Source organism: Paractinoplanes deccanensis (assembly GCF_016862115.1).
GTDB classification, from domain to species: domain Bacteria; phylum Actinomycetota; class Actinomycetes; order Mycobacteriales; family Micromonosporaceae; genus Actinoplanes; species Actinoplanes deccanensis.
The window spans coordinates 1-23,304 of record NZ_BOMI01000181.1; the positions used below are offsets into that span (position 1 = coordinate 1).

Genomic DNA, 23,304 nt, shown 5'->3' on the forward strand with positions numbered 1-23,304 from the left:
GGCTGCCGCGTGCGCCCCCGCCTGGTCCGCGACGCAGACGTACGTCAAGGACAACGTGGCCTCGCAGAACGGCCGCAACTACACCGCCAAGTGGTGGACGCAGAACGAGTCGCCCGCGACCCACAGCGGCCAGTGGGACGTCTGGATCGACGGCGGCGTCTGCGGCGGCACGACCCCGACCACGCCGCCCACGACCACCCCGCCCACGACTCCGCCGACCACCCCGCCCACGACACCACCGACGACGCCGCCGACCACCCCGCCCACGACGCAGCCCCCGGCCACCGGCATCCCCAAGCGGGCGCTCATCGGCTATCTGCACGCCAGCTTCGCCAACGGCTCCGGCTACCTGCGCATGGCCGACGTCCCCGGCAACTGGGACATCATCAACCTGGCCTTCGGCGAGCCCACCACGGCCACCTCCGGCGACATCCGCTTCACGCTCTGCCCGGCCACCGAGTGCCCCGGCGTCGAGTCCGAGGCGGAGTTCATCGCCGCCATCCGGGCCAAGCGCGCCGCCGGCAAGAAGGTGCTGCTCTCGATCGGCGGCGCCAACGGCCAGGTGCAGCTCACCACCACCGCGGCCCGCGACAAGTTCGTCAGCTCGGTCAGCGCGATCATCGACCGGTACGGCCTGGACGGCGTCGACGTGGACTTCGAGGGGCACTCGCTCTCGCTGAACACGGGCGACACCGATTTCAAGAACCCGACGACGCCGGTCATCGTCAATCTCATCTCGGCGCTCAAGAGCCTCAAGGCCCGGTACGGCGCCAATTTCGTGCTCACCATGGCGCCGGAGACCTTCTTCGTGCAGCTCGGCTACCAGTATTACGGCTCGGGCCCGTGGGGCGGCCAGGACCCGCGTGCCGGCTCGTATCTGCCGGTCATCCACGCCCTGCGCAACGACCTCACGATCCTGCACGTGCAGGACTACAACTCCGGCTCCATCATGGGCCTCGACAATCAGTACCACTCGATGGGCGGCGCCGATTTCCACATCGCGATGACCGACATGCTGCTCGCCGGTTTCCCGGTGGCCGGCAACACCGCGAACGTCTTCCCGGCCCTGCGCGAGGACCAGGTCGGTTTCGGCGCTCCGGCCTCGGTCAACGCCGGTAACGGATATGTCGCCCCGGCGGCCGTCCAGCAGGCCGTCGGCTGCCTCGTCAAGGGCGCGAACTGCGGTTCGTACACGCCGCGCAGCGGCACCAACCCCGACTTCCGCGGGCTCATGACCTGGTCCATCAACTGGGACAAGTTCGCCGGCTACGAGTTCCAGAACCAGAACGGCGCCTACCTCAAGAACCAGTAACGACGCTCACGGTGGCACGTGGCCGGCATCTGCGGGCCGCGTGCCACCATGAACGCATGGTCGACGGTCCGGTGGCTTTCGTGCTCGGTGGTGGCGGGGTGCTCGGCGCGGTCGAGGTCGGCATGCTGCGCGCGCTCTTCCGAGCCGGCTATCGGCCCGACGTGGTGGTCGGCACCTCGATCGGCGCGGTCAACGGCGCCCTGGTCGCCTCCGACCCGAGCGAGGCCGTCACCGACCGGCTCGTGCGGCTCTGGACGTCACCCGAGGCCGCCACCGTGTACGGCGACTCGATCGGCCGCCAGCTGCGCCGGTTCGCCGCCCGTACCCACCTGCACTCGCCCATGCCCCTGCGCCGGCTGCTCGAGAGCGAGCTCGGCGACGGCGCCACCTTCGCCGATCTCAAGGTGCCGTTCCGCTGCTGCGCCGCGAGCATCGAACGGGCCGCCGAGCACTGGTTCGACAGCGGCCCGCTGGTCGACGCGGTGCTCGCCTCCTCGGCGGTGCCGGGCCTGCTGCCCCCGATGGAGATCGCGGGAGAGCACTATGTGGACGGTGGGATCGTCAACTCGATCCCGATCGGCGAGGCCGTCCGGGTCGGCGCCAAGCTGATCTTCGTGCTCCAGGTGGGCCGGGTGGAGCGCCCGCTCACCGTGCCACGACGGCCCTGGGAGGTGGCGCAGGTGGCGTTCGAGATCGCCCGCCGGCACAGGTTCGCGCGCGACCTTGCGTTCCTGCCCGACGATGTACGGGTGCACGTCCTGCCCAGCGGCGGAGGCGAGCGCCGCGACGACAGCCCCTGGGCCTACCGGGACATGGCCGCCGTGGGCCGCCGGATCAGCCGCGCCTACACGGCCTCCCGGCGCTACCTCGCCGCCAACGTCAACCCCCTGCCCGCCGCGCCGCCCGCCGACCCTGGCGGGCGCTCCTGATGCCGCTGCCCCCGGTCTGGATACGCCGCCTGGTCATCGCGCCCGCCGTCGTCCTGCTCGCCCTCGCGCTGGTCACCACGCTGCCGCTCTGGCTCTTCCTCGGCCTGGTCGCCTCGCCGTTGGTGCCCGGCCACCTGCGCGTGCCCCGGCTGGTCCTGCTCGGCGTCCTCTACCTGTGCTGGGACGCCGCGGCGCTCCTCGTGCTGGCGGTGCTCTGGGTCTGGTCCGGGTTCGGCCGCCACATCCGGACGCCGGAGTTCCAGCGCCGCCACTACGAGGTGACCGGCGGCTTCCTGCGCGTGCTGTTCTGGGTGGCGCGCTGGGCGCTGCACCTCACCGTCGACGTGGTCGGCACCGACCCGGACACGGCGGTCCCCGGCCGCCCCGAGATCGTGGTGAGCCGGCACGCCGGCCCCGGCGACTCGTTCATCCTGATCCACGCCCTGGTCAACTGGTTCGACCGCGAGCCGCGCATCGTGCTGAAGGCCGCGCTCCAGTGGGATCCCGCGGTCGACGTGCTGCTCAACCGCCTGCCCAACCGCTTCATCTCGCCGGGCCGCACCGGTACCACCACGCTGGAGCAGCAGATCAGCGAGCTGGCGACCGGCCTCGACGAGAACGACGCCTTCGTGATCTTCCCGGAGGGCGGCAACTTCACGCCGCGCCGGCGCACCAGCGCGATCGCCCGGCTGCGCGCCCGCGGCCTCGCCGACGTGGCCGACCGGGCCGAGCAGCTGCGGCACGTGCTGCCGCCGAAACCCGGCGGCCTCTTCTCGGCGATCGACGCGGCGCCGGACGCCGGCGTCATCTTCGTCGCGCACACCGGCCTCGACCGCATGGTCACGGTGGCGGACATCTGGCAGGAGCTGCCGATGGACAAGCGGCTCGTGATGCGCTTCTGGAGCGTCCCGCCGGAGGAGGTCCCGCGGGGCGAGGAGGAGCGGGTCGCCTGGCTCTACGACTGGTGGGAGCGGATCGACGCCTGGATCGACGAGAACCGCCCCGCGTTCCGCCCGCTGAGCACGGACTGGAGCGCGAGGCGGAACGCGACGTCAGCTACCGAGTGACTGGTACAGGCTGTCCGGCGCCTCGGTGATCTCGGAGGCGGCGGGCCGGGCCGCGGTCACCGGCGTCCCGTAGTCGCTGTAGCGCACCTCGAGCGGCTGCGCGTTCGCGATCTCGATGGTCAGCGTGGAGAGACGGCCCTGGTCGTCCAGCTGGGCGGTGAAGGGCACCTTCTGCGCCTGGGTGCCGTCGACGGTCACCTGCGAGACGCCGGCGAGGCCGGCCGCCTTGGTGACGTCGAGCGAGCCCGCGTACGTGTTCGTGCCGGTCGCCCGCACGTCGGTGGCCGAGCCGAGCAGGTTCGACGTGTTGACCGGGTCGATCTGGCCCGGGCGCAGGCCGACGTTGGCACCCTCGGGCAGCCGGGCCACGTCGACGTGGGTCCACGTGCCGGCCTTGGTGAAGCCCGGCACCTGGAGGTACAGGTCCTGCTCGATCAGCAGCGTCTTGATGTTGAGGTCGGCGTTGGTGCCGGTGGCGCTGAGGTCGGCGGTGCCGACGCCCTTCGCCGGGTCGATGGCGCCGGTCAGCTTGAAGCCCTGCCCGGAGGTCGCCGTGACCTTGAAGCTGGTCGTGCCGAGCTGCTCCGTCGCCTTGGTCAGCGCCGCGACAGCGTTCGGATCGGCCGCGCTCGCGCTCGCCGGCGCGCTCGAACCGGTGGCGGGCGCCGGGGCGCTCGCGGCGGGTGTCGCATCGCCGTTCGCGCAACCGGCCAGCGCCAGCGCCGCCGTGGCGGTCGCCGCGAGTCCCAGCCCCGCGAGCCGTGGTGTCCGCATGTCCATCCCTCCTGCCCGGCCGGCCTGAAGAGTGACGCCGGCGACACCGACATCAATGCCCGGAGGCCGTTGCGGACAAACGAGACCCGCTCAGGCCCCCATGGCCTTGCGGAACTTCGCCGGCATGTCGACGACCTCCGCGGCGGGCGGCGCCTGCACGTCGACCGGGGCGCCCCAGTCGGAGTAGGTGGCAGTGGTCTCGCCCGCGCCCGGCGCGATCGACTCCAGGTTCATCGAGAACTTGGTGAGGTTGCCCTGATCGTCGGTCTCGGCGGTGAACGGCACGGCCTTGGCCTTGGCGCCGAGCGCCTTGAGCGCGGCGGCGTTCATCGACGGCGACTTGGTCACGTCGACCGTGCCCTTGAACGCGTGCTCGCCGGTCTTCGTCAGCCCGGACGCCGTGGTGATCAGCTTGGCGGTGCCGGCCGGGTCGGTGTTCTTCGCGCTGATCGGGCTGCTGTCCGGCACGTGCGACACGTCGATGTGCATCCACTTGCCCTCGGCGCCGCCGACCGCCGAGGCGAGCTGCCCCTCGGCCTTGACGTAGAGGTCGTTGCCGACCTGCCGGGTCAGCATGCTGCCGGAGGAGCCCATGTCGGTGGTGAACTCGGACGTGCGGGCCTTCGCGTCGATCGCGCCGGTGCCGCCGATGCCCCCGATCGAGGTGAGCTTGAACTTCACCGGGGTGTCGGCGAACTTCGCGTACGCCGCCTGGAGCTCCTCGGCGGGACCGGCGGCCGCGGCGGTGGTGGTGGTCGCGACCGGCGCGGCGCTGGTCTGCGTACCGCTGGAGGAATTGCCGGAGTCGTCACTGCCGCACCCACCGGCAAGCAGGATCGCGCCGAGCGCGAGGCCGGCCACGGCCGGGCGTCGAATCGTCATGAGGTGGCTCCCCGTCGATGTGTCAATATCAATTGTGTCGATGCTCGAAAGGACGGCCCACACGGTAGCCCAGGGGGTGTGACGCCCGCCTCCGGACGGCACGCGGCATGATTGCCGTGGCAGAAACCGCGCGAACCCTCGGGAGGACCCGTGAGATTCGAGGTCAGCAAGGTCCTCGACGCCATCGAGGCCCGCCTCACCACCGACCCCGCCCTCGCGCGCGCGGTGGTCGACATGTCCGAGATCGTGCGGTACGCGGATCTTGACGGCGGACGTCCGGCCAGCTCAGTGCGGCTGGGCCTGGTGCTCGACGCGCTCGGGCTGCGCTTCGCCGAGGAAAACGTCCCGGTCTACGTGGTCGTGCCGCGGGGTCTGCTATCCGACACCGATCTGACCTCGAACGAGCGAATGGTCATCCGCCGCTGGGCCGACGACGGCAAGGTCGAGGTGGTGCCCCAGCTCGACGGCCGCGTCTTCGAGGTGGCCGACCTGCTCGGCGTGCCCGTGCTCACCCGCAGCCGCGCCGACCGCGAACGCGAGCGCTACCCGTGGGTCGACGAGCCCGGCCGCCTGCTGGCCGCGGTCTCCGGCGAGGGCGGCACCACGGTGCTGATGCCCCGGGTCGGCCGCGAGGAGCCGCCGAGGCCGCCGGAGCGCTCCCAGCTGGGCGAGCGGCTGCTGGCCCGCGTGTGGAGCTGCCCCGAGCCCAACTGCACGAGCTACGGCACCGGCGGCGACTCCGACAGCTTCTTCGCCGACATGCGCACCTTCACCAGCCCGGTCTCCCAGCCGCCGCCGGCACTGCGAGGCGGCGTGCCGACCTGCCCCCGGCACGGCGCGCGCCTGCGCGACGCCGGCCAGCGGGCCGCGGTCGAGGTCCTGTCGGTGCGCATCGACGGCGTGATCCGCCGCCGGTTCGTGGTCTCCACCGACGAGCCCGTGGTGGTCGGCCGCGCCCCCGAGGGCGGCGGCGTCATGCTCGGCCAGTGGCTCACCGACGACGCCCGCAAGTGGATCAGCCGGGGCCACGTGAAGTTCACCCTCCGCCCCGACGGCACCCTGACGGTCCAGGACGTGAGCACGAACGGCAGCGGCGTCCGCCCCGCCGGCTCCGCGGACGACGACGCCCGTCTCACCCTGCGCCGCAACGAGACCCGCACGCTGGGCCCCGAGGACGTGGTGGAGCTCTACGCCAACGTCCACGTGGGCCGAGCCGGCATGTGGGCCACCGGCGGCGTCGTCCAGCCCCAGTCCGTCATGGCCGAGGCCCCGACGATGGCGCTGCGCAAGTTCGAGCGCTGACCCCGGCGGCGCCTGGCGGGGCGTCGTGCACGCCGTAGGCGCTGTGCTCTCGTAGCCTTGGCGGCGATGTGGATCCGTGAGGTTGATGTCCCGGCCGTCCTGCTCGACGAGTTTCGCCGGGGCAAGGTGGTGCTGTTCGTCGGTGCCGGCGCTTCGGCCGACCCGCCGTCCGGCCTGCCGATGTTCGGTGCCCTGACCGAGCGGGTCGCGACCGCTACGCACCACGACTTCGACAAGGCGGAGCTGCACCAGCCCGACGTGCTGCTGGGCCGGATCGAGGATCGCGGCGGCGACGTCCACCGGATCATCAAGACGATCATCGGCGATCCGGCCTCGCGGCCCAACGCGCTGCACAGGGCGATCGCCCGGCTCGCCTCGTCGGGCGAGCCGGTGCGGATCGTGACCACCAATTACGACCTGCACCTGTCCACGGCGCTGCGGGAGCGCGGGGTGTCGTTCACCGAGTACCGCGGCCCGGCGGTGCCGATGGGCGACGACTTCACCGGCGTGGTGTACCTGCACGGCGACCTGACGCAGGAACCGCGGCATCTGATCGCCACGGAGGGCGACCTGGGCCGCGCCTACCTGACCGACGCCTGGGCCGCCCGGTTCGTCGAGCGCATGTTCGCCGAATACACGGTGCTCTTCATCGGCTACAGCCACAGCGACACCGTCATGCGCCTCATCGCCCGGGGGATCGGGGGCACGCGACGCCCTCGCTACGCGTTGACCGACCAGGCGGACCTCGACGTCTGGAAGACCTACAAGGTCGTCCCGATCACCTACGAGGTCGTCGGCCGGTCGCACGCCGCGCTCGCCGACGCGCTGGACGGGTGGGCCGCGTTGACGTCCATGGGCTTGCTCGACCATCGACAGCGGATCGCCGGGCTGGTCGGCGCGGCGCCGTCGCTCGTTCCCGAGGACGTCTCGTACCTGGAGGATGCCCTCGGCGATCAGAACCGGACGCGGTTCTTCACCGAGCTCGCCGACGACCCGGCGTGGCTGAGCTGGGCCGCGCAACGCCCTCAGTTCCAGGCCATGTTCCGCTCCGACGCCCCGTTCGACCAGTGCACCGTCCTCCTCGCCCACTGGTATGTCGGGCGTTTCGTCATGGACGAAGCGCGTTCGGCGCAGGCGCTGTCGATCCTGCACGACGGCGGCGGACAGTTGGCTCCGGTGCTCTGTGGCGCCCTGGGACAGCATCTGCATCGTCGTCCCGGGTCCCGCCCGGACTGGCTCGGCCCGTGGCTGGCCCTCCTGCTCGAGCACGCCGGCGAGGCCGACACCCACTGGCTCGAATACGCCCTGCTCAAGTCGGCGGCACCGGCCGACCGCCCGGCGGCCCTGCTGCTGTTGCAGCACCTGACCGAACCCCGCTTGCGACAGCGACCCTTGTACGCGGGGACGAAGCCCTCCTTCGAGGTGGTTCTCCGAGGATCCCTCCACCATCTCGATGAGGCCTGGGCCGGCGTCTTCCGGCCGGCCCTGGACGCGACGGCGGTGGACGTCCTGACGATCGCCGACCGCCAATTGCGGCGGATCTCCGAGCTCCTGACGCTTGCCGGGGCGGCGCGACCAGGGTGGGACCCGGTGTCGTTCGGCAGGTACGCCATCGAGGACGATCAAGGGGATCGGTACCGGGAGGCCGCGGACGTCCTCATCGACGCGGCCCGGGACTGCGTCGAGGCGTTGCTGACGGCCGGGGCGCCGTCCGGTCCCGGCTACCTCGACGCCTGGGCGGCGTCCGGCGTGCTGATCCTGCGACGGCTGGCCCTGCACGGCTGGACTCACCGCACCGACGTCAACGCCACCGCCAAGCTGGCCTGGCTCCGCTCGACCGGATGGCTCTTCGATCACCAGGTGCGTCCCGAGTTGTTCCGGCTCATCCGGGAGACGCTGCCGGCGGCTTCGGCCGACGAGGTGGAAGCGCTGGTGTCCGACGTCCGGACGCTGCCGGTCGCGGGCGACGACGAGAGCCACGTCGCCTATCTGCGCTTCAACGCTCTCACCTGGATTCTTCGGTCGGTGCCGGGGCTGCCGTCGGCGCGGGCGGCGCTCGACGAGATCCTCGCGAGGTATCCGCGCTTCGAGCCGCGCGACCATCCCGAGCAACTGCGGTCACGAGTCGAGTTCATGGTGGTGCCGGACCAGCCGCCGATGACCGTCGAGGAGTTGCACGAGCGCATCGCGGCGGATCCGGCGGCCGCGGTGTCGGAGCTACGGCGTTATGAGCACGTCGAGGTCCCGTTCGACGGTCCCGGCTGGGACGACGCGGTGCGCGTGCTCGCTGCCACGGTGCACGATCACCCCGCCGACGGGTTCGCGATCCTCGACCTTGGCGCATCGCTTCCGGCCGGCATCGTCTCCGCCGTGATCGACGGCTGGTCGGCTGCCTCGCTGGAGCCGCCGATCCGCGCCGGCGTCCTGCGGCGCCTCCGGAGCCTCGACCTCGAAGCGGTGGCCGACAGCGTCTCTCGTCTCCTGCTCGCCGGCACCACCGCCTCGGGGAACGCGACGAAGTGGCACCTCGTACCCGGGGCCCGGGAACTCGCCGGTGCGGTCTGGGACGTGCTCGGGCCGGTCGGCCCACCGGACGACGGCCGGGATTGGCCGTCTCTGGCGATCAACCGGCCGGCCGGACGGATCGCGGAGTTCTGGCTTCACGCCGTCTCCGAGGACTGGACCGCCGCCGGTGATGCCTGGACCGGTCTGCCGCCGCACCTTCGGCTGCCCCTGGAGACCATGGTGGGTGACTCTCGTGGACCGGAGCAGCTCGCTCAGCCGGTCCTCGCCGGTCACTTGGCGTTTCTCGCCGCGGCCGACCGGCCCTGGTGCGAGCGGGTGCTGCTGCCGATGATGGCTTGGGCGGACGAGGAACGAGCGGTCCGAGCTTGGAGCGGGTACCTCGGCACCAGCCGCATCGCGTTCGACCTGTTCGAAGCGGGGCTGCGCGGCGACTACCTCGACGCGATCGAGCTCGCGGACCGGTTGCCGGACGACCTGAGCCGCGCCCTGCCGATGCACCTCGCCGTCATCGCGCTTCGCGGCCCGGCAGATCCGCTCACCTGGGTGGAGGCGTTCACCGCTCGCGCCGGCGAGCGGCAGCGGACCGCGTGGATGAGCAGCGTGGCCGACCTGCTCGGCGATCTCACGCCGGACGCCGTCGACGAGCAGTGGCGCCGGTGGATGAGGCGATACTGGCAGCGCCGGCTCGAAAGCGTTCCCGCTCCGCTGACCTTCGCTGAGGCGTCCGCGCTGGCGACCTGGGTGCCCCACCTGGCCGGCTCGCTGGGCGAGGGCGTCACCCTGGCCACCGCGCACCGGGCCGGGATCACCGAGCGCCACACCCTCCACGACTGGCCCGGCGACCGGCTCGCCCGGGAGCCGGAGCTGTTCGCGCGGCTTCTCGCTCATCTGCTGACGGGCACCACCCCGCCGATCTGGGAGGACGTCCCCCGGGTGGCGCTGGCGGTGAGGGACGGTGCGGCGCCCGGCGATTTCACGATCATCCGCAACGAGGCACTGCGTCTGGGGTTCTCAGCCGCGGCTGATTGGTGAGCCTCCCGCCGACCGGTTGTGGTGGTCGAGCAGCTTGGCGAGCAGGTCGGTCAGCTGCCGGCGTTCCTCGGGTGACAGCGGGGCCAGCAATTCGTCCTGAGTCGTGGCCAGGCGCTTCTCCAGGCGGCGCAGCCGGCGCTTGCCCGCCGGGGTGAGCGAGATGACGTTGCGGCGGCGGTCGGTGGGGTCGGGGGCGCGTTCGACCAGGCCGGCGTCGGCGAGCTCGTTGATGGTGGCGACCATGTCGCTGAGGTGGATGCCGCTGCTGCGGCCCAGGGTGGCCTGGCTGGCCGGGCCGAGCTCCTCCAGCGTCGCCAGCAGGCGGTAGTGGTAGCCGCGGGCCTGGACGGCCGCGAAGCCCTCGGCCACGAGGCGGTGGGCGTGGGCGGCGGTCTGGGTGAGCAGCCAGCTGGGCAAGGCCTGCCACCCGCCGAGGGACGGGTTCTCCATGTGACAAGCCTAACGGATCGTTCGGGGCACTAACGTTCGTGTTACCGTTCGGAGCACAAACGTTAGAGGGACAAACAATGATCGAGCCGTTCCGCATCGACATCCCTCAGGCCGACCTCGACGACCTGGCCGGCCGCCTCGCCCGGACGCGGTGGCCCAACGAGGTCGACGGCGCCGGCTGGGACTACGGCTTCCCGCTGGGGCGGCTCCAGGAGCTGGCCGAATACTGGCGCACCGGCTACGACTGGCGCGCGCACGAGGCCGAGCTCAACAAGCTGCCGCACTTCACCACCGAGATCGAGGGCCAGAACATCCACTTCGTCCACGTCCGGTCGCCGAAGCCGGGCGCGCTCGCGCTGGTGCTCACCCACGGCTGGCCCGGGTCGTTCCTGGAGTTCCTGGACGTGATCGAGCCGCTGTCCCGGGACTTCCACCTGGTGATCCCGTCCATCCCGGGATTCGGCTTCTCGGGGCCGACCCACGAGCGGGGCTGGGACGCCGCCCGGGTCGCGCGGGCCTGGGACGAGCTGATGCGCCGCCTCGGATACGAGCGCTACGGCGCGCAGGGCGGCGACTTCGGGGCGGGCATCTCCCTGGCGCTCGGCGCGGTGGCGCCCGAGCGGGTCGTCGCGGTGCACGTCAACTATCTGCCGACCCGGCCGGACCCCGAGGTCGAGCTGTCCGCGGCGGACGAGGCGCGGCTGGACAAGGTACGGCGGCTGATGGCGAACCGGCCGCCGTACCAAGCCCTGCAGGCCCTCACGCCGCAGACCATCGGCTATGCACTGACCGACTCGCCGGTCGGGCAGCTGGTGTGGATCGCCGAGCGGTTCGCCCAGTGGACCGACCCGGCCACGCCGGTCGGCGACGACCGCATGCTCACCGACATCTCGCTCTACTGGCTGACCGCGACCGCGGCCTCCTCGGGCCGCTTCCACCACGACACCCCGCGGGGAAGCCGACTTCCCTGCCGGGTGCCGCTCGGGGTGGCGGTGTTCGCGCACGACATCACGCAGTCGGTCCGGCCACTGGCCGAGCGGCTGTACGACGTGCGGCACTGGTCGGAGTTCGCCCGCGGCGGCCACTTCGCCGCGATGGAGGTGCCGGACCTGTTCGCCGAGGACGTCCGTGCGTTCTTCCTGCGCTTCTAGGAGCAGCCGAGGCCCTGATCGACTTCCTCCGCCGAGGGCGGGTTGCCGGCGACGGTGCGGTCGGCGTACTCCCAGAGCACCTCGGGGTAGTCGCCCTCGTCGTTCATGTCGTGGAGGACCTTCCACTGGTGGCTGCCGCGCAGGGCGTCCGTGGCCTTCTGCCGCGCCGGGTCGTCGCCGGCCTGCTCGGCGCGCCTCCACTCGGCGATCCAGGCGCAGGCGACGCGTCCGGTCACCTGGGCGCCGAACTGGTAGGGGTCGTTGGTGCCGAAGCCTTTGAGGGCGGCGACGTCGAAGCCGGGTGGCACCGGCACGTCGGCGAGGATCTTCTTGGCGGCCTCGTCCTCCTTGCCCGGCGTGACGATCTCGGGCGGGAGGGCCTTGAGCCAGGTGTCCACGTCGACGCGCTTGATGTCGGCGACCACCTCGCCGAGGCTCGTCAGGGTCCAGGCGCCGCCGGCGCTGCGCAGCTCGGCGAAGACGCCGTCGCGGGGTTCGAGCATGATGGCGAAGTCGCTGTTGCTGTACGTGAAGCGCGCGCCCGCCCAGCCGTCGACCCTCGTGGCCACGGGCGGGCTGACCGCGAGCCGGTCCTTGTAGTAACCGTTGTACTGGTCGGCGGGATACCAGTTCATCTCGAGCCCGCGGCCGCCGCCGTCCTGGAAGGCGATGGTCCCGTCCTTCTCGGCAAAGCCGTAGACGTGGGTGACCTTCCAGCCGGGCTGGTCGATCAGGAGGCGGGGATTCTTCTCGGCGGCCCGGCGCACGGCGGCCGCGAACTCGAGGGGCGCGGGGGCCTCCTGGGCCGGGACTGGGGCGGCCCGGCCGGTCTCCGGCCGATCGCGGACGACGGCCGACGCCACGAGGACGCCCGTGACGGCGGCAGCGGCGGCCACCGCGGCGGCGAGACCGCGCCATCGTGGCGTTCTGCGGACGGGCTCGGACATGATCTCCTCCAGGAGAGCGTGCTCGGCCCCGTCGAGGCCGCAGATCACGTCGCGCCGGTACGGATCGGCGTCGTGGACAAGGCGGTCGAGCTCTTCGCCGGACATGATCAGGCCTCCTCGGGGCTCGGTACGGTCAGGACGTCGAGCACATGTCCGGCCGCACGCCTGTCGTGACCGAGGAGGTCGCGCATCTTCGCCCGCGCCCGGGAAAGCCGGGTGCGGACGGTCTCGGGGCTCACGCCCAGGACCGTCGCCGCCTCGCGCGGCTTGAGCCCCTCCCACGCGGTGAGGGTGAGGACTTCCCGGTCGATCGGGCCGAGCCGGGCGAGGGCGGCCCGCACCGCAAGCCGTTCGGGGACCTCGGTGCTGGGGTCGGCCGCGGCCGGCGGGGTGAGCCGCTGCCGCAGGAGGTCACCGAGCCGGGCCCGGCGGACACCGCCGCGGTGGTGATTGGCGAGGACGCGCCGGGCCACCCCGTACAGCCAGAGCCTGATCTCGTCGCCGGAGGGCATGTCGTCGGCGCGGCGCCATGCGATCAGGAAGGTCTCGGCGACCACGTCCGCGGCGTCCGGCGGCTGCTCGACGCGGCGCAGGGCGTACGCCAGGAGGGCCTCGAAGTTCGCGTTGTAGACGTGCCGGAAACGTTCCTCGCGTTCGATACCGGGACTCACGTTCATCCCATGTCCGGGCCGGCGTGTTTCGTGACACGGTATCCGCACGAGCAGCGGGCGGCCGCCGGCGGGCGGCCGCCCGGGTGTGTCAGGCGGTGGCCTCGCTGAGGATCGCGGCCAGCTGGGCGACCGCGTGGTCGATCTCGTCGGCGGTGACGACCAGCGGGGGCGCCAGCCGGATCGTGGAGCCGTGCGTGTCCTTGGCCAGGACGCCGCGGTCGGCGAGCAGTTCGCAGGCTCGGCGGCCGGTCATCAGGGCCGGGTCGATGTCGACGCCCGCCCACAGGCCCCGGCCACGCACCGCGATCAGGCCGCGGCCGACGAGCTCGCCGAGGCGCGCGTGCAGCCGCTCGCCCAGCTCGGCGGAGCGCCTCTGGAAATCGCCCGGCGCGAGCAGGCGCACGACCTCGGCGCCGACCGCGCAGGCCAGCGGGTTGCCGCCGAAGGTGGAGCCGTGCTCGCCCGGCTTGAGGACGCCGAGCACGTCGCGGTCGGCGGCCACGGCGGAGACCGGCACGATGCCGCCGCCGAGGGCCTTGCCCAGCACGTACATGTCGGGGACGACGCCCTCGTGCTCGATCGCGAAGGTGCGGCCGGTGCGGCCGAGCCCGGACTGGATCTCGTCGGCGATCATCAGCACGTTGTTCGCCGTGCAGAGCTCGCGGACGCCCGCGAAGTAGCCGGTCGGCGGCACGAGCACGCCGGCCTCGCCCTGGATCGGCTCCATCAGCACGCCGACCGTGTGCGGCGTGATCGCCGCGGCGAGCGCCTCGAGGTCGCCGTAGGGCACCACGACGAAGCCGGGGGTGTACGGCCCGAAGTCGGCCCGGGCGTCCGGGTCGGTGGAAAAGCTGACGATCGTGGTCGTACGGCCGTGGAAGTTGTCGGCCGCCACGATGATCTCGGCGCGCTCGTCGGCCACGCCCTTGACGCGGTAGCCCCACTTGCGGGCGACCTTGATCGCGGTCTCGACGGCCTCGGCGCCGGTGTTCATCGGCAGCACCAGCTCCTTGCCGCACAGCTCGGCGAGCGAGCGGCAGAAGGCGGCGAACTGGTCGTGCACGAAGGCCCGGCTGGTCAGCGTGACCCGGTCGAGCTGCGCGTGCGCGGCGGCGATCAGGGCCGGGTGCCGGTGGCCGAAGTTGAGCGCCGAGTAGCCGGCGAGGAAGTCGAGGTAGCGGCGGCCGTCGACGTCGGTGACCCAGGCGCCCTCGCCCTCGGCGACCACCACGGGCAGCGGGTGGTAGTTGTGCGCGGTGTACCGCTCGGCCTCGGCGAGCTCACCGGGCGTGCGCTGGTCGACGGTTGTCATGCGCGGACCTCCAGGGTGCAGCACTTGGGGCCGCCGCCCGCCTTGCGGAGCTCGGAGACGTCGACCCCCACGGTCTGGTAGCCGGCGGCGCGCAGCGCGGCGCCGAGGTTCTTTGCCTGCTCGGCCAGGACCACGGTACGGCCGTCGCTGACCGCGTTGAGGCCGAGAACGGCGGCGTCCTCCGCGTCGGCGATCACCGCGTGCGGGTAGAGCTGCCGCAGCACGGCCTGCGAGCCCGGGGAGAAGGCGGGCGGGTAGTACGCGACGTTGGTGTCGTCGAGCACGCAGAGCGCCGTGTCCAGGTGGTAGTACGCCGGGTCGACGAGCTGGAGGGTGATCACCGGGCGGTGCAGGGCCTCCTGCGTCTCGGCGTGCGAGGCGTGCGAGGTGCGGAAGCCCGTGCCGGCGAGCAGCACGTCGCCGGCGAGCAGGATGTCGCCCTCGCCCTCGTTCGTGTGCTTCGGCTCGATCACGGTGAACCCGCGCTCACGGAACCAGGCAGCATACGCCGGGGCCTCGTCGGCCCGCTCGGCGTCGCGGAACTGCACGGCGAGCACCCGGCCGTCGACCACTGTCGCGCCGTTGGCCGAGAAGACCATGTCGGGCAGGCCGGGAAGCGGGTCGATCAGCTCGACGGTGTGCCCGAGGTCGAGGTAGGTCTGCCGGAGGTCTTCCCACTGGCGGACGGCGAGGGCGTTGTCGTACGGCGCCGTGGGATCCATCCACGGATTGATCCGGTACGTGACGGCGAAGTGGGTGGGCCGGCACATGAGGTAGCGGCGCGGCGAGGCCGTGGTGGTCATGGAGGAAACGGTAGAGCCGCGAGGCCGCACGATGCCCTGGTTCAACCATGCGCGCGGCTTTCGATCATTGCGTGCTAACGCGTCGAGGCGAAGATTCGTTGCGCGGGGGCCCTCCGAGGCCCGGAAACACCTCGTGGGCGGCCTGAACCAGGCCGCCCACGCAGGGTGAATGGTGCCGGCGAACCGCCGGGCTGTTCGGGGCGGGAGGGGTGGTGACCCGTCCCGGTTCCGAGGGGGTTGCGCCCGACCCCGTCGTCGGCCGCGAACATCAACTACCCGCTAGAAGCGGTCCACAAACCGCGCGTCCAGCCAATCGCGAAAATTGTTCACGGGCTGGACGTCGGTGCCGAGCCAGCCGAGCGAGCCGGTGAGGGCCAGGACGCCGAGCACGATCGCGCCGAGCGAGAAGATCATGCCGAGCAGGGCGTCGGTCTTGCCGGCCACGTGGCGTTTGCCGGTGGCGTGGATGCCGGCCAGCGAGAGGACCAGCGCCAGACCGGCGACGCCGATGCCGTAGCCGAGCAGCGGCCCGGAGAGGACCAGCAGCAGCGACGCCACGCCCATGATCAGGCCGAGGGTGGCCAGCAGGCTGGCGCGCGGCTTCGGCCCGGCGGGAGCGGCCGGTGCGACGGGGATCGCCTCGGTGTCGCGCTCCTTCTCGAGGGTGGTCTCGCGCTTCGGCGGCGTCCGGTCGACGACCGCGCTGCCGGTGGGACGGCCCACCGAGGGAGGCGGCGGCGGGGGACCGAGCCGGCGCTCCTCCGTCTTCGACAGGTCCGCCGTCGCGTCGGGATCACGCCGCGGCTGCACCGGGGCGGTGTCCGTGGTGCGGGTCGTGGCCGGCGGGGCGGGAGTCTCCGTGGTATCGGTCGTGGACTGGCGGGAGAACGTCGGGATCCTCACGTCAGCACCTCCTTGACGGTTTCGGGGGATGCCTTCGCTGTACCCAGCACTCCCCGAAAACACACAACGGGCACGCGGCGTCCAGCCGCGTGCCCGTGTCGGCGCAGGTGGGACCCGGGGTCAGGAGATCGGAGCGCCGCTCGCGTTCACCTGGTTGGCCCGGCTGATCACGTGGTCGATGATGCCGTACTCGCGGGCCTGGTCGGCGGTGAACCAGCGGTCGCGGTCGGAGTCGCGCTCGATCTCCTCCGGGGTGTGGCCGGTGTGGAAGGCGATGCGCTCGTTCATCGTCTGCTTGATGTGCAGCATGCTCTCGGCCTGGATGGCGATGTCGGCCGCGGTGCCGCCGATGCCGCCGGAGAGCTGGTGCATCATGATCCGGGCGTGCGGCAGCGCGTAGCGCTTGCCGGGGGTGCCGGCGCAGAGCAGGAACTGGCCCATCGAGGCCGCCATGCCCATGGCGATCGTCGCCACGTCGTTCTTGATGTACTGCATCGTGTCGTACACCGCCATGCCGGCGCTGATGGAACCGCCCGGCGAGTTGATGTACAGCGCGATGTCGCGCTCGCTGTCGGCGGAGGCGAGCAGCAGCAACTGGGCGCAGATGCGGTTGGTCACCTCGTCATTGACCTCGCTGCCGAGGAAGATGATCCGCTCGCGCAGGAGCCGCTCGAACACCTGGTCGTCGAAGGATGCGCCGCCGGCCCGCATAATCAACTCGTCAACACTCATGACAACACCCTCTCGCATCCGTCTGGGGGCCCGTCACTCGACCGGCCGTTCGACGCCTTAAAGCTTTACCCAGGAGGGCCCGGCCTCCCAGCGATTCCCCTGTAGGCGAATCCGCTCAGGGCGGAACGCCGTCGCCTCGCCGACAGGCGGCACCGCCCGCGCTCAGCAGTTGGTCGCCACGCCCTTGCCGAACTTGCACGAGTTGATGATCTTGCCGGACGGGTTGCGCAGGGTCGCGGTGTCGCCGGTGTTGTTCCAGATGTAGTTGCCCGAGCCCCAGTAGCGGTCCTGGGCGGACGGCTTGCCCGCCGTTCCCTTGCCGGTGTGCACGGTCACCGACTTGCCCGGCGCCAGCGTGTAGGCGCCGAACTTGTAGACGTGGTTCGCCGCGTCCCGGACCGTGAAGTTCTTCAGCTGGATCGACTTCTTCGTGCTGTTGGTGAGTCGGAACCACTCGGCGTTCAGGCTGGCGTTGCTGCGGGTGTCCGAGCCCGGCGAGTCGTAGTAGATCCGGCTGAAGTACACCGGCGCCTCGGCCGCCTGCGCCGGCGTGGCGACAGCGATACCCAGCAGTGACGCCGCGACCGAAGCCGCGACCAGGAACCTCTTGTTCACCGTGATGAGCCTTCCCTCGAGAACGGACCAGGACGATGCTCTCGTGCTCAACGGGCCACGGCCGCGAAGACCGCTCGGCTGAACAGCCGACTCTTTCCGGCCGGGCGGTGGGCGATCAGCTGCCTTCGGTCCAGACCGAACGGTCGAGGTAGCCGTCGCCGTCGTCGTCGTACATGCGCTTGTCGAAGTCGCCGTCGTGGTCCTTGTCGTAGCCGGCGAAGTCGACGCGGTTGTCGAGGTCGGTGTCGGCGCCGATGAAGTCGGTGCGGCCGTCGCCGTTCAGGTCGACCAGGATCTCGACGCCGCCGTCGGCGCGGCCCCGGTAGGTGGCGTCGTCGTCGAGGCCGTCGCCGTCCGCGTCGACGCGGTTGTCGTAGCCGTCCGGCACGGGGTGCGGAGCCAGCTCGCGCACCGCCTCGGCGACCTCCGGACCGGCCAGGGGCGCGCCGCCGAAGCCCGTGACGGCGGGCAGGCCGTCGAGGTCGGGGTTGTCGCCGAGGCCGCTCGAGGAGGACAGGTCGTCACCGTTGCGCGACACCACCATGCCGGCCACCGTGCCGAACTCGGACCACGGGCCCAGGTCGTCGCCGCCGAACTTCGCCATTACCGCAGGATAGGCCCGTCAGTCCAGTTCGGGCATCGCCACCGCGTGTGGCCGCGGCCGGCACGAGCCGCACTGCACCGCGTCGTCCACCACCAGCGCCTCCACCCGGCGCCGGCTCTCCGAGCGGCTCACCTGAAGGATGTACGGGCCGAACCGGGCGTGGTCGGCGCAGACGCCGCGGCCGCAGAAGCGGCACGCGGCGCGGGCGGACTCGGCACAGAACCAGCAGAGCATCGAGCCTCCTGAGGGGGACGTACGCCCCCACGGGTGACCCGTCGCTCAGCCGGCCGACGTGGACTGGCCAGGGCTCTCCGTCTCCTCGGGCGGCTCCGGCGTGGTCGGCGCGGTGGTCGGCGTGGTGGGTGGCGTCGTCGGCGTGGTGGGCGGCGTGGTCGGCGCCCGGGTCGTCGTGGGCCGGGGCAACTGCGGAGTGGTCGGCGGCTGCGTCGTCGGGGGCCGCGTGGTGGTGGCCGTCTGCGTCGGCTCGTCGCCCGGAGTCTCGGGCTCGGTCGGATCGGCGGGAACGTCAGCGGTCTGTGACGGTTCCACTACAGTAGCGCTCGGCGAGGCGGATGTGCTCGGCGCGATCGACGGCGCCACGGAGGTGGACTCCTCCGTGGGCGACGAGTCGCTCGGCTCCGGGGTGCTCTCCTCGGGCGGGGCCACCGGGGCGCCGTCACCGCAGGCCAGCTGGGCGCCGGTCGCGGCCGCGGCCGTACCGTCGGACTGCACCTTGCCCGTCGAGACCGTGAGCGCCGCGGTCTCGACCGAGAACCACGCCGGGCCGTTGTTGACGACCCGGCCGCCGGCGCGGTCGACGGTGAGCGCGAGCGGCTGGAACGCCCCGCTGGTGCTGCCGGTGGCGGCGAGCAGCCGGCCGCTCTGGAGCGACAGCATGGCCACCGGCGCGCGGTGCCGGCCGCCGTCGACGTGCAGACCGCCCACGCCGACCTTGCTGCCGGCGCAGATCCGGGCGGACGCACCGCCCGGGAAGGTCAGCGTGGCCGAGGCGCCGGCCGGCACGTCGAGCACCTCGCCCTGGTCGACGTGGCGGGACGCGCCCGCCGCGAGGCCGGCGGCCTCGCCGTCGAAGGTCGCCGTCACCGGGCCGCTCTCGACGGTGAGCAGCAGCCGGTCGGAGGGCATCTCGGCCCAGGCCGGCCCGGCCTTGAAGTTGAGCCCGGCGACGAAGAGCGCGGCGGTCAGCACCAGCACGGCCGCCCAGCGCAGCCCGCGCTCGAAACGCCCGTCCACCTCGGGGTTGTCGGGGACGTCGGCGTATTCCGGCGGCCCCGGCGGCACCGCCAGGGGCGGGTAGGCGTCGCGGCCGCCGGAGCCGAGGAAGCCGCGCACGGCGACCACCGGCATCTCCGAGCCCGGGCGGTGGGTCGCGCCCACCAGCGGCGGCAGGTCGGCGGCGTCCGGGATCACCCAGAGCCGCACCGGCGTGCGGGCCTGCGCCACCATGCCGGGGCTGCCCTCGCCGACCGGGCCGACCAGCGTGCCGCGGCGCAGCTCGACATCGTCCGGCAGGGCGATCACGCCGGACTCGACGACCACCGCGTGGGTGGGCCCGGACAGGACCACCGGCGCGCCCGGGTCGAGGTCGACCGGGTGCGCCGAGGCGATCAGGGCGAGCCGCTGGTCGACGGCGAGGCCGGCGAGCGCGGGCGTCTCGGCGAACAGCGCCTCGGCCTCGGCCCGGTCCTGCGGCGGCGGGCCGGGCAGCGGGCCGACGACGGTGGCCACGGTCGCGGTCGGCACCGACAGCAGCGTGGTGCCGGCGGTGTGCCAGTCGAGCTGCGTCGATCGTCCGGTCAGCGCGTTTACCAGGCCGACGACCGCGCCGGGGCCGACGTGGTGGCGGATCGTGCCGGGCGGGTCGCCGGGCCGGCGGGCCTCGAGGGCGCCCTCGACCACCACGAGGACGGCCTGCTGCGAGCCGCCGGAGCGGACGATCTGGCGTCCCTTCGGCGGGTGCGTCCAGCGGGCCCGGGCGGCCAGGCTCTGCAGCGCGGGCTCGGGCAGGCCGCCGAGCTCGGAGGCGCGCAGCGCGGCCAGCCGGCGCGGGCTGTCCGCCTCGCGGTCGTTCTCGGCGCGGCGCAGCCGGGAGCCGGCGAGCCAGCGGGCGGCCTTGCCGGCGACGAGGAGGACGATCGGCCCGGCGACGCCGAGCACGATCATCAGGAGCAGCAGCGCGCCGAACGGCCCCGAATGCCACAGCCCGGTGGCGGCGCCCGAGACCCGATCGATCCAGATCCGGTACGCCAGCACGAGCGCGAGCACGATCCACGCGACCGCGAGGTACGCGTAGAGCGCGATCAGGCGGCCCTCACGGTCGAGCGTCTTCCACCCCGGGGACCGGCCACGCAGCCGTCCGCCCAGCCACGCCAGCGCCCGGTCGCGCAGCTGCGGGATCTCGGTCCAGTCGGTGAGCAGCTGCTGCCCGTCACGCCACAGCAGGGGGCTGAGCTGGAAGAACAGGCTCAGATAGCAGAGGAAGGCGAGCTTGAACGCGAGCCCGGCGAGCGGCGGAACGGCCAACCCCGCGAGCTGGGCCACGGCGGCGAGCAGCAGCGTGCCGGCCGAGCCGGCCGAGGCCACCAGCAGGCGGGCGCGGCGACCGGCCATCCAGGCGTCGCTGGTGTCGGCGAAGAACAACGGCATGCCGTACGCGAGGCGCAGCCCCGCCACGGGCACCTCGCGCCCGGTGGTCTTGACGGCCATGGCCCGCGCGAACTCGCGGGTGCCGGCCACCACCACGGTGAGCAGCAGCAGGCCGAGGACGCCGAGCACGTACGAGTCGGCGGCCAGCAAGAGCGACCGGCTGCCACGCGCCCAGGTGGCGGCGAAGAGCAGGAGGCCGAGCACGGCGAGGACGGCGGTCACGATGCCGGCCCCCTTGCCGAAGAGGAACCGGCCACCGGCCCGGTAGAGCGTCGTGACCAGGCCGTCGGCCGCGAAGGTGAACGTGCGGGGCCGTGCGGCGGGCGAGGGCAGCGGCCGGCGGCCGATCTCCTCGAGCGGGCGGAAGGCGTCCATCGGCAGCTCGTCGAGCATGCGGTGGGCGGCGAGGTCGGCGACGACGCGGCGGACCTGGTCGGGGGCGAGGCGGCCGGCTATCCGGGCGAACTCGGCGACCAGCCGGGTGACGGTGTGCTCGCCGTCCATGAGCAGGGCGAGCTGCCACTCCTCGGCGGTGATCCGGAGGTAGCCGGCGCGGACGCCCTCCTCGGGCGAGCGCAGCAGGATGTAGGCGCCGCCGCGCGCGTCGGCGAGCTGCACAGCCTCGACGCCGGCGCGCAGCACCGGGCGGGCGCGCGCGGGGTTGAGCCGCTCGACGACGGCGCCCCAGAGACCGGGATCGCCGGGCTCGCCGGGGGCGCGCTGGGCCACGGCCTCCCAGACATTGGACGGGCTATCGACGTACGACGTCACGGAAGGGCGCGCCTCTCACTGCCGCGGTGTCGCCCATGGGCGATGGCGAATCGCAGATTAGGCCGTCGATGCTTCGAAGGCGAGTCCCCCGAGGTGGAAGATGGCGATTTCTCCGGAATCGGAGAATGACGCCGGACAAACGTACGGCGGGCGGCGCGGCAACCCCCTTGCCGCACCGCCCGCCGCAGCGGGAGGGAAAGCTCTTCCTACTTGGCCTCGGCCAGGGTGACCGTGACCTGCTTCTTGGCGCCGTCGCGGGTGTAGTCGAGCTTCATCTGCTGGCCGACCGAGCCACCCTGGACCGCGGCGACCAGGTCGTCGGAGTCGCCGATGGTCTTGCCGTCGGCGGCGGTGATGACGTCGCCCTGCTGGAGGCCGGCCTTCGCGGCCGCGCTGCCCGCGGTGACCTGGCTGACCAGGGCGCCGCCGTTCTCGGCGTCGGCCACGCTCACGCCGAGCGCCGGGTGGCTGACCTTCTTGCCGGCCATCAGGTCGTCGGCGACCTGCTTGGCCTTGTCGCTCGGGATGGCGAAGCCCAGGCCGATGTTGCCGCTGCTGCTGCCCTGGGTGGCGATCGCCGAGTTGATGCCGATGACCTCGCCGTTGGTGTTGACCAGGGCGCCGCCGGAGTTGCCCGGGTTGATCGGCGCGTCGGTCTGGAGCAGGCCGGACATCGTGGTGCTGGCGCCGGACTGCTGCTGGCCGCCGCCGAACGGGCTCTGCTGCTGCGGCTGCTCCTCCTCGCTGCTGGACTGGATGGTGCGGTCCTTGGCGCTGAGGATGCCGGCGGTGACCGAGCCCTCCAGGCCGAGCGGGCTGCCGATGGCGAGCACCGTGTCGCCGACCTGCATCTGGGCGCTGCTGCCGAAGGTGGCGGGCTTGAGGTCGGACAGGCCGCTGACCTTGACCACGGCCAGGTCGGTGCGCTCGTCGGTGCCGACGATCGAGGCGGACGCCTTCTTGCCGTCGGCGAAGATCACGGTGACCGAGCTGCCCTGGGCGGTGGCGACCACGTGGTTGTTGGTGACGATGTAGCCGTCCTTGGTCAGCACGACGCCCGAGCCCTCACCGCTGTCGGTGGTGATCGAGACGACGCTGTCCTGCACGGCGGAGGCGATCTGGGCGAGCGACGAGCGGTCGACCACGCGGGTGACCGACGAGTTGCCGGTCTGCACCGCGGGCGACGAGCTGTCGTCGTCGAAGGCCAGCGCGGTCGCGGCGCCGACGCCACCGGCGCCGAGCGCGATCAGGACAGCCGCCGCGCCGGCGACGAGGATCTTGCGGCCGCGGCCGTTGCCCCGCGGCGGCTGCTGCTGGTCGACGGGGGCGGCCCAGGCGGGCTGGCCGTCCGACGCCCAGGTCTGGCCCTCGCTCCAGGCCTGGCCCTCGGCGGCGCCGATCTGGGGCTGCGTCTGGGTGGCGCTGCCGGCGGGCGCCCAGGCGCCCGGGGTGCCCGCATAGGCGGACTGCTGGGCGTAGGGCGACTGGGGCTGGTGGGCCTGGTGGCCGTAGGGCTGCTGGTAGCCGGGATGCTGGTAACCGGCGTGCTGCTGCCACGGGGACGGCTGCTGCCACTGGGGAGCGCCGGACTGAGGCGCGGGAACGCCGGGCTGGGGAACGCCCGACTGAGGCGCGCCGGACTGGGGAGCGGCGGAAGCCGGCACGCCCGAGTGCGGAGCCGCCGCGGGCGGGCCCCACTGCGGGGTCTGCGGCGCGGCCGGAGGCACGACGGGCTGCGCGGCTGTCGGCTCCTCAGACTGTCCCCGCTCCGGGCTGCTGCTCTCAGAGGAGGCGTCCGCGGGTCGCGGGTCGGTCTCGTTCTCGTTCATGCCGTCAACCTTGCCCCGTCGCGCT

20 protein-coding genes are annotated in these 23,304 nt (G+C 72.5%); 6 read left to right on the forward strand and 14 right to left on the reverse strand.

What is annotated here, in order from left to right; all coding sequences use genetic code 11:
• The 3 genes from Ade02nite_RS42780 to Ade02nite_RS42790 form a co-directional block, all read left to right on the forward strand.
• Positions 1–1,312, forward strand: a 1,312-nt coding sequence (locus tag Ade02nite_RS42780) for a glycosyl hydrolase family 18 protein (RefSeq protein ID WP_203776655.1), incomplete at its 5' end; no start/stop codon positions are given.
• A 56-nt stretch (positions 1,313–1,368) separates the two neighbouring features.
• Positions 1,369–2,241 (forward strand): patatin-like phospholipase family protein, encoded by an 873-nt coding sequence (locus Ade02nite_RS42785; protein ID WP_203776664.1) that lies wholly within the window; start codon positions 1,369–1,371, stop codon positions 2,239–2,241.
• The gene (locus tag Ade02nite_RS42790; protein WP_203776673.1) at positions 2,241–3,308 is read left to right on the forward strand and encodes a 1-acyl-sn-glycerol-3-phosphate acyltransferase; all 1,068 of its coding nucleotides are present in this window, start codon (positions 2,241–2,243) and stop codon (positions 3,306–3,308) included. The genes Ade02nite_RS42785 and Ade02nite_RS42790 overlap by 1 nt, the downstream gene beginning before the upstream one ends.
• Here Ade02nite_RS42790 and Ade02nite_RS42795 read toward each other — a convergent pair.
• Both Ade02nite_RS42795 and Ade02nite_RS42800 read right to left on the reverse strand, forming a co-directional pair.
• Positions 3,294–4,082: a hypothetical protein gene (locus tag Ade02nite_RS42795; protein WP_203776675.1), complete on the reverse strand. Its 789-nt coding sequence runs from the start codon at positions 4,080–4,082 to the stop codon at positions 3,294–3,296. The genes Ade02nite_RS42790 and Ade02nite_RS42795 overlap by 15 nt on opposite strands.
• 90 nt (positions 4,083–4,172) lie before the next feature.
• A complete protein-coding gene (locus Ade02nite_RS42800) occupies positions 4,173–4,964 on the reverse strand; it encodes a hypothetical protein (protein WP_203776677.1) in 792 nt (263 codons plus the stop codon).
• A 150-nt stretch (positions 4,965–5,114) separates the two neighbouring features.
• On the opposite strand from Ade02nite_RS42800, the gene Ade02nite_RS42805 reads away from it, so the two are divergent.
• Positions 5,115–6,266 (forward strand): FHA domain-containing protein, encoded by a 1,152-nt coding sequence (locus tag Ade02nite_RS42805; RefSeq protein ID WP_203776679.1) that lies wholly within the window; start codon positions 5,115–5,117, stop codon positions 6,264–6,266.
• Positions 6,267–6,332: 66 nt separating this feature from the next.
• Positions 6,333–9,824 (forward strand): SIR2 family protein, encoded by a 3,492-nt coding sequence (locus Ade02nite_RS42810; RefSeq protein ID WP_203776681.1) that lies wholly within the window; start codon positions 6,333–6,335, stop codon positions 9,822–9,824.
• Here Ade02nite_RS42810 and Ade02nite_RS42815 read toward each other — a convergent pair.
• Positions 9,804–10,274 (reverse strand): MarR family winged helix-turn-helix transcriptional regulator, encoded by a 471-nt coding sequence (locus tag Ade02nite_RS42815; protein ID WP_203776689.1) that lies wholly within the window; start codon positions 10,272–10,274, stop codon positions 9,804–9,806. The genes Ade02nite_RS42810 and Ade02nite_RS42815 overlap by 21 nt on opposite strands.
• Before the next feature lie 77 nt (positions 10,275–10,351).
• On the opposite strand from Ade02nite_RS42815, the gene Ade02nite_RS42820 reads away from it, so the two are divergent.
• Positions 10,352–11,425, forward strand: a complete 1,074-nt coding sequence (locus Ade02nite_RS42820) for an epoxide hydrolase family protein (protein ID WP_203776691.1) — start codon at positions 10,352–10,354, stop codon at positions 11,423–11,425.
• On the opposite strand, the gene Ade02nite_RS42825 is transcribed toward Ade02nite_RS42820, so the two are convergent.
• The 11 genes from Ade02nite_RS42825 to Ade02nite_RS42875 all read right to left on the reverse strand — a co-directional run bounded on the left by Ade02nite_RS42825 (position 11,422) and on the right by Ade02nite_RS42875 (position 23,279).
• Complete coding sequence (locus Ade02nite_RS42825; protein WP_203776693.1) at positions 11,422–12,477, reverse strand: hypothetical protein; 1,056 nt, start codon at positions 12,475–12,477, stop codon at positions 11,422–11,424. The two genes, Ade02nite_RS42820 and Ade02nite_RS42825, sit on opposite strands and share 4 nt — an antisense overlap.
• Before the next feature lie 2 nt (positions 12,478–12,479).
• A complete protein-coding gene (locus Ade02nite_RS42830; protein WP_203776695.1) occupies positions 12,480–13,049 on the reverse strand; it encodes an RNA polymerase sigma factor in 570 nt (189 codons plus the stop codon).
• An 82-nt stretch (positions 13,050–13,131) separates the two neighbouring features.
• A complete protein-coding gene (rocD, locus tag Ade02nite_RS42835; RefSeq protein WP_203776702.1) occupies positions 13,132–14,355 on the reverse strand; it encodes an ornithine--oxo-acid transaminase in 1,224 nt (407 codons plus the stop codon).
• Positions 14,352–15,158 (reverse strand): dimethylargininase, encoded by an 807-nt coding sequence (ddaH, locus tag Ade02nite_RS42840; protein ID WP_203776704.1) that lies wholly within the window; start codon positions 15,156–15,158, stop codon positions 14,352–14,354. The genes rocD and ddaH overlap by 4 nt, the downstream gene beginning before the upstream one ends.
• A 279-nt stretch (positions 15,159–15,437) precedes the next feature.
• Positions 15,438–16,061: a hypothetical protein gene (locus Ade02nite_RS42845; protein ID WP_203776706.1), complete on the reverse strand. Its 624-nt coding sequence runs from the start codon at positions 16,059–16,061 to the stop codon at positions 15,438–15,440.
• 120 nt (positions 16,062–16,181) lie between these two features.
• A complete protein-coding gene (locus Ade02nite_RS42850) occupies positions 16,182–16,793 on the reverse strand; it encodes an ATP-dependent Clp protease proteolytic subunit (RefSeq protein WP_203776708.1) in 612 nt (203 codons plus the stop codon).
• 162 nt (positions 16,794–16,955) lie between these two features.
• Positions 16,956–17,408, reverse strand: a complete 453-nt coding sequence (locus tag Ade02nite_RS42855; protein WP_239169459.1) for a lamin tail domain-containing protein — start codon at positions 17,406–17,408, stop codon at positions 16,956–16,958.
• A 115-nt stretch (positions 17,409–17,523) separates the two neighbouring features.
• Positions 17,524–18,012 (reverse strand): hypothetical protein, encoded by a 489-nt coding sequence (locus Ade02nite_RS42860; RefSeq protein ID WP_203776710.1) that lies wholly within the window; start codon positions 18,010–18,012, stop codon positions 17,524–17,526.
• Positions 18,013–18,030: 18 nt separating this feature from the next.
• The gene (locus Ade02nite_RS42865; RefSeq protein WP_203776712.1) at positions 18,031–18,246 is read right to left on the reverse strand and encodes a hypothetical protein; all 216 of its coding nucleotides are present in this window, start codon (positions 18,244–18,246) and stop codon (positions 18,031–18,033) included.
• A 45-nt stretch (positions 18,247–18,291) separates the two neighbouring features.
• Positions 18,292–21,450 (reverse strand): cyclic nucleotide-binding protein, encoded by a 3,159-nt coding sequence (locus Ade02nite_RS42870; RefSeq protein WP_203776714.1) that lies wholly within the window; start codon positions 21,448–21,450, stop codon positions 18,292–18,294.
• Between the two features lie 206 nt (positions 21,451–21,656).
• A complete protein-coding gene (locus Ade02nite_RS42875; RefSeq protein WP_203776716.1) occupies positions 21,657–23,279 on the reverse strand; it encodes a trypsin-like peptidase domain-containing protein in 1,623 nt (540 codons plus the stop codon).
• Between the last annotated feature and the right edge of the window lie 25 nt (positions 23,280–23,304).

Coding starts and splice junctions, on each gene's coding strand:
- Ade02nite_RS42785 (WP_203776664.1), top strand. CDS start 1,369: ATGGTCGACGGTCCGGTGGCTTTCGTGCTCGGTGGTGGCGGGGTGCTC.
- Ade02nite_RS42790 (WP_203776673.1), top strand. CDS start 2,241: ATGCCGCTGCCCCCGGTCTGGATACGCCGCCTGGTCATCGCGCCCGCC.
- Ade02nite_RS42795 (WP_203776675.1), bottom strand. CDS start 4,082: ATGCGGACACCACGGCTCGCGGGGCTGGGACTCGCGGCGACCGCCACG.
- Ade02nite_RS42800 (WP_203776677.1), bottom strand. CDS start 4,964: ATGACGATTCGACGCCCGGCCGTGGCCGGCCTCGCGCTCGGCGCGATC.
- Ade02nite_RS42810 (WP_203776681.1), top strand. CDS start 6,333: ATGTGGATCCGTGAGGTTGATGTCCCGGCCGTCCTGCTCGACGAGTTT.
- Ade02nite_RS42815 (WP_203776689.1), bottom strand. CDS start 10,274: ATGGAGAACCCGTCCCTCGGCGGGTGGCAGGCCTTGCCCAGCTGGCTG.
- Ade02nite_RS42820 (WP_203776691.1), top strand. CDS start 10,352: ATGATCGAGCCGTTCCGCATCGACATCCCTCAGGCCGACCTCGACGAC.
- Ade02nite_RS42825 (WP_203776693.1), bottom strand. CDS start 12,477: ATGTCCGGCGAAGAGCTCGACCGCCTTGTCCACGACGCCGATCCGTAC.
- Ade02nite_RS42830 (WP_203776695.1), bottom strand. CDS start 13,049: ATGAACGTGAGTCCCGGTATCGAACGCGAGGAACGTTTCCGGCACGTC.
- rocD (WP_203776702.1), bottom strand. CDS start 14,355: ATGACAACCGTCGACCAGCGCACGCCCGGTGAGCTCGCCGAGGCCGAG.
- ddaH (WP_203776704.1), bottom strand. CDS start 15,158: ATGACCACCACGGCCTCGCCGCGCCGCTACCTCATGTGCCGGCCCACC.
- Ade02nite_RS42850 (WP_203776708.1), bottom strand. CDS start 16,793: ATGAGTGTTGACGAGTTGATTATGCGGGCCGGCGGCGCATCCTTCGAC.
- Ade02nite_RS42860 (WP_203776710.1), bottom strand. CDS start 18,012: ATGGCGAAGTTCGGCGGCGACGACCTGGGCCCGTGGTCCGAGTTCGGC.
- Ade02nite_RS42865 (WP_203776712.1), bottom strand. CDS start 18,246: ATGCTCTGCTGGTTCTGTGCCGAGTCCGCCCGCGCCGCGTGCCGCTTC.
- Ade02nite_RS42875 (WP_203776716.1), bottom strand. CDS start 23,279: ATGAACGAGAACGAGACCGACCCGCGACCCGCGGACGCCTCCTCTGAG.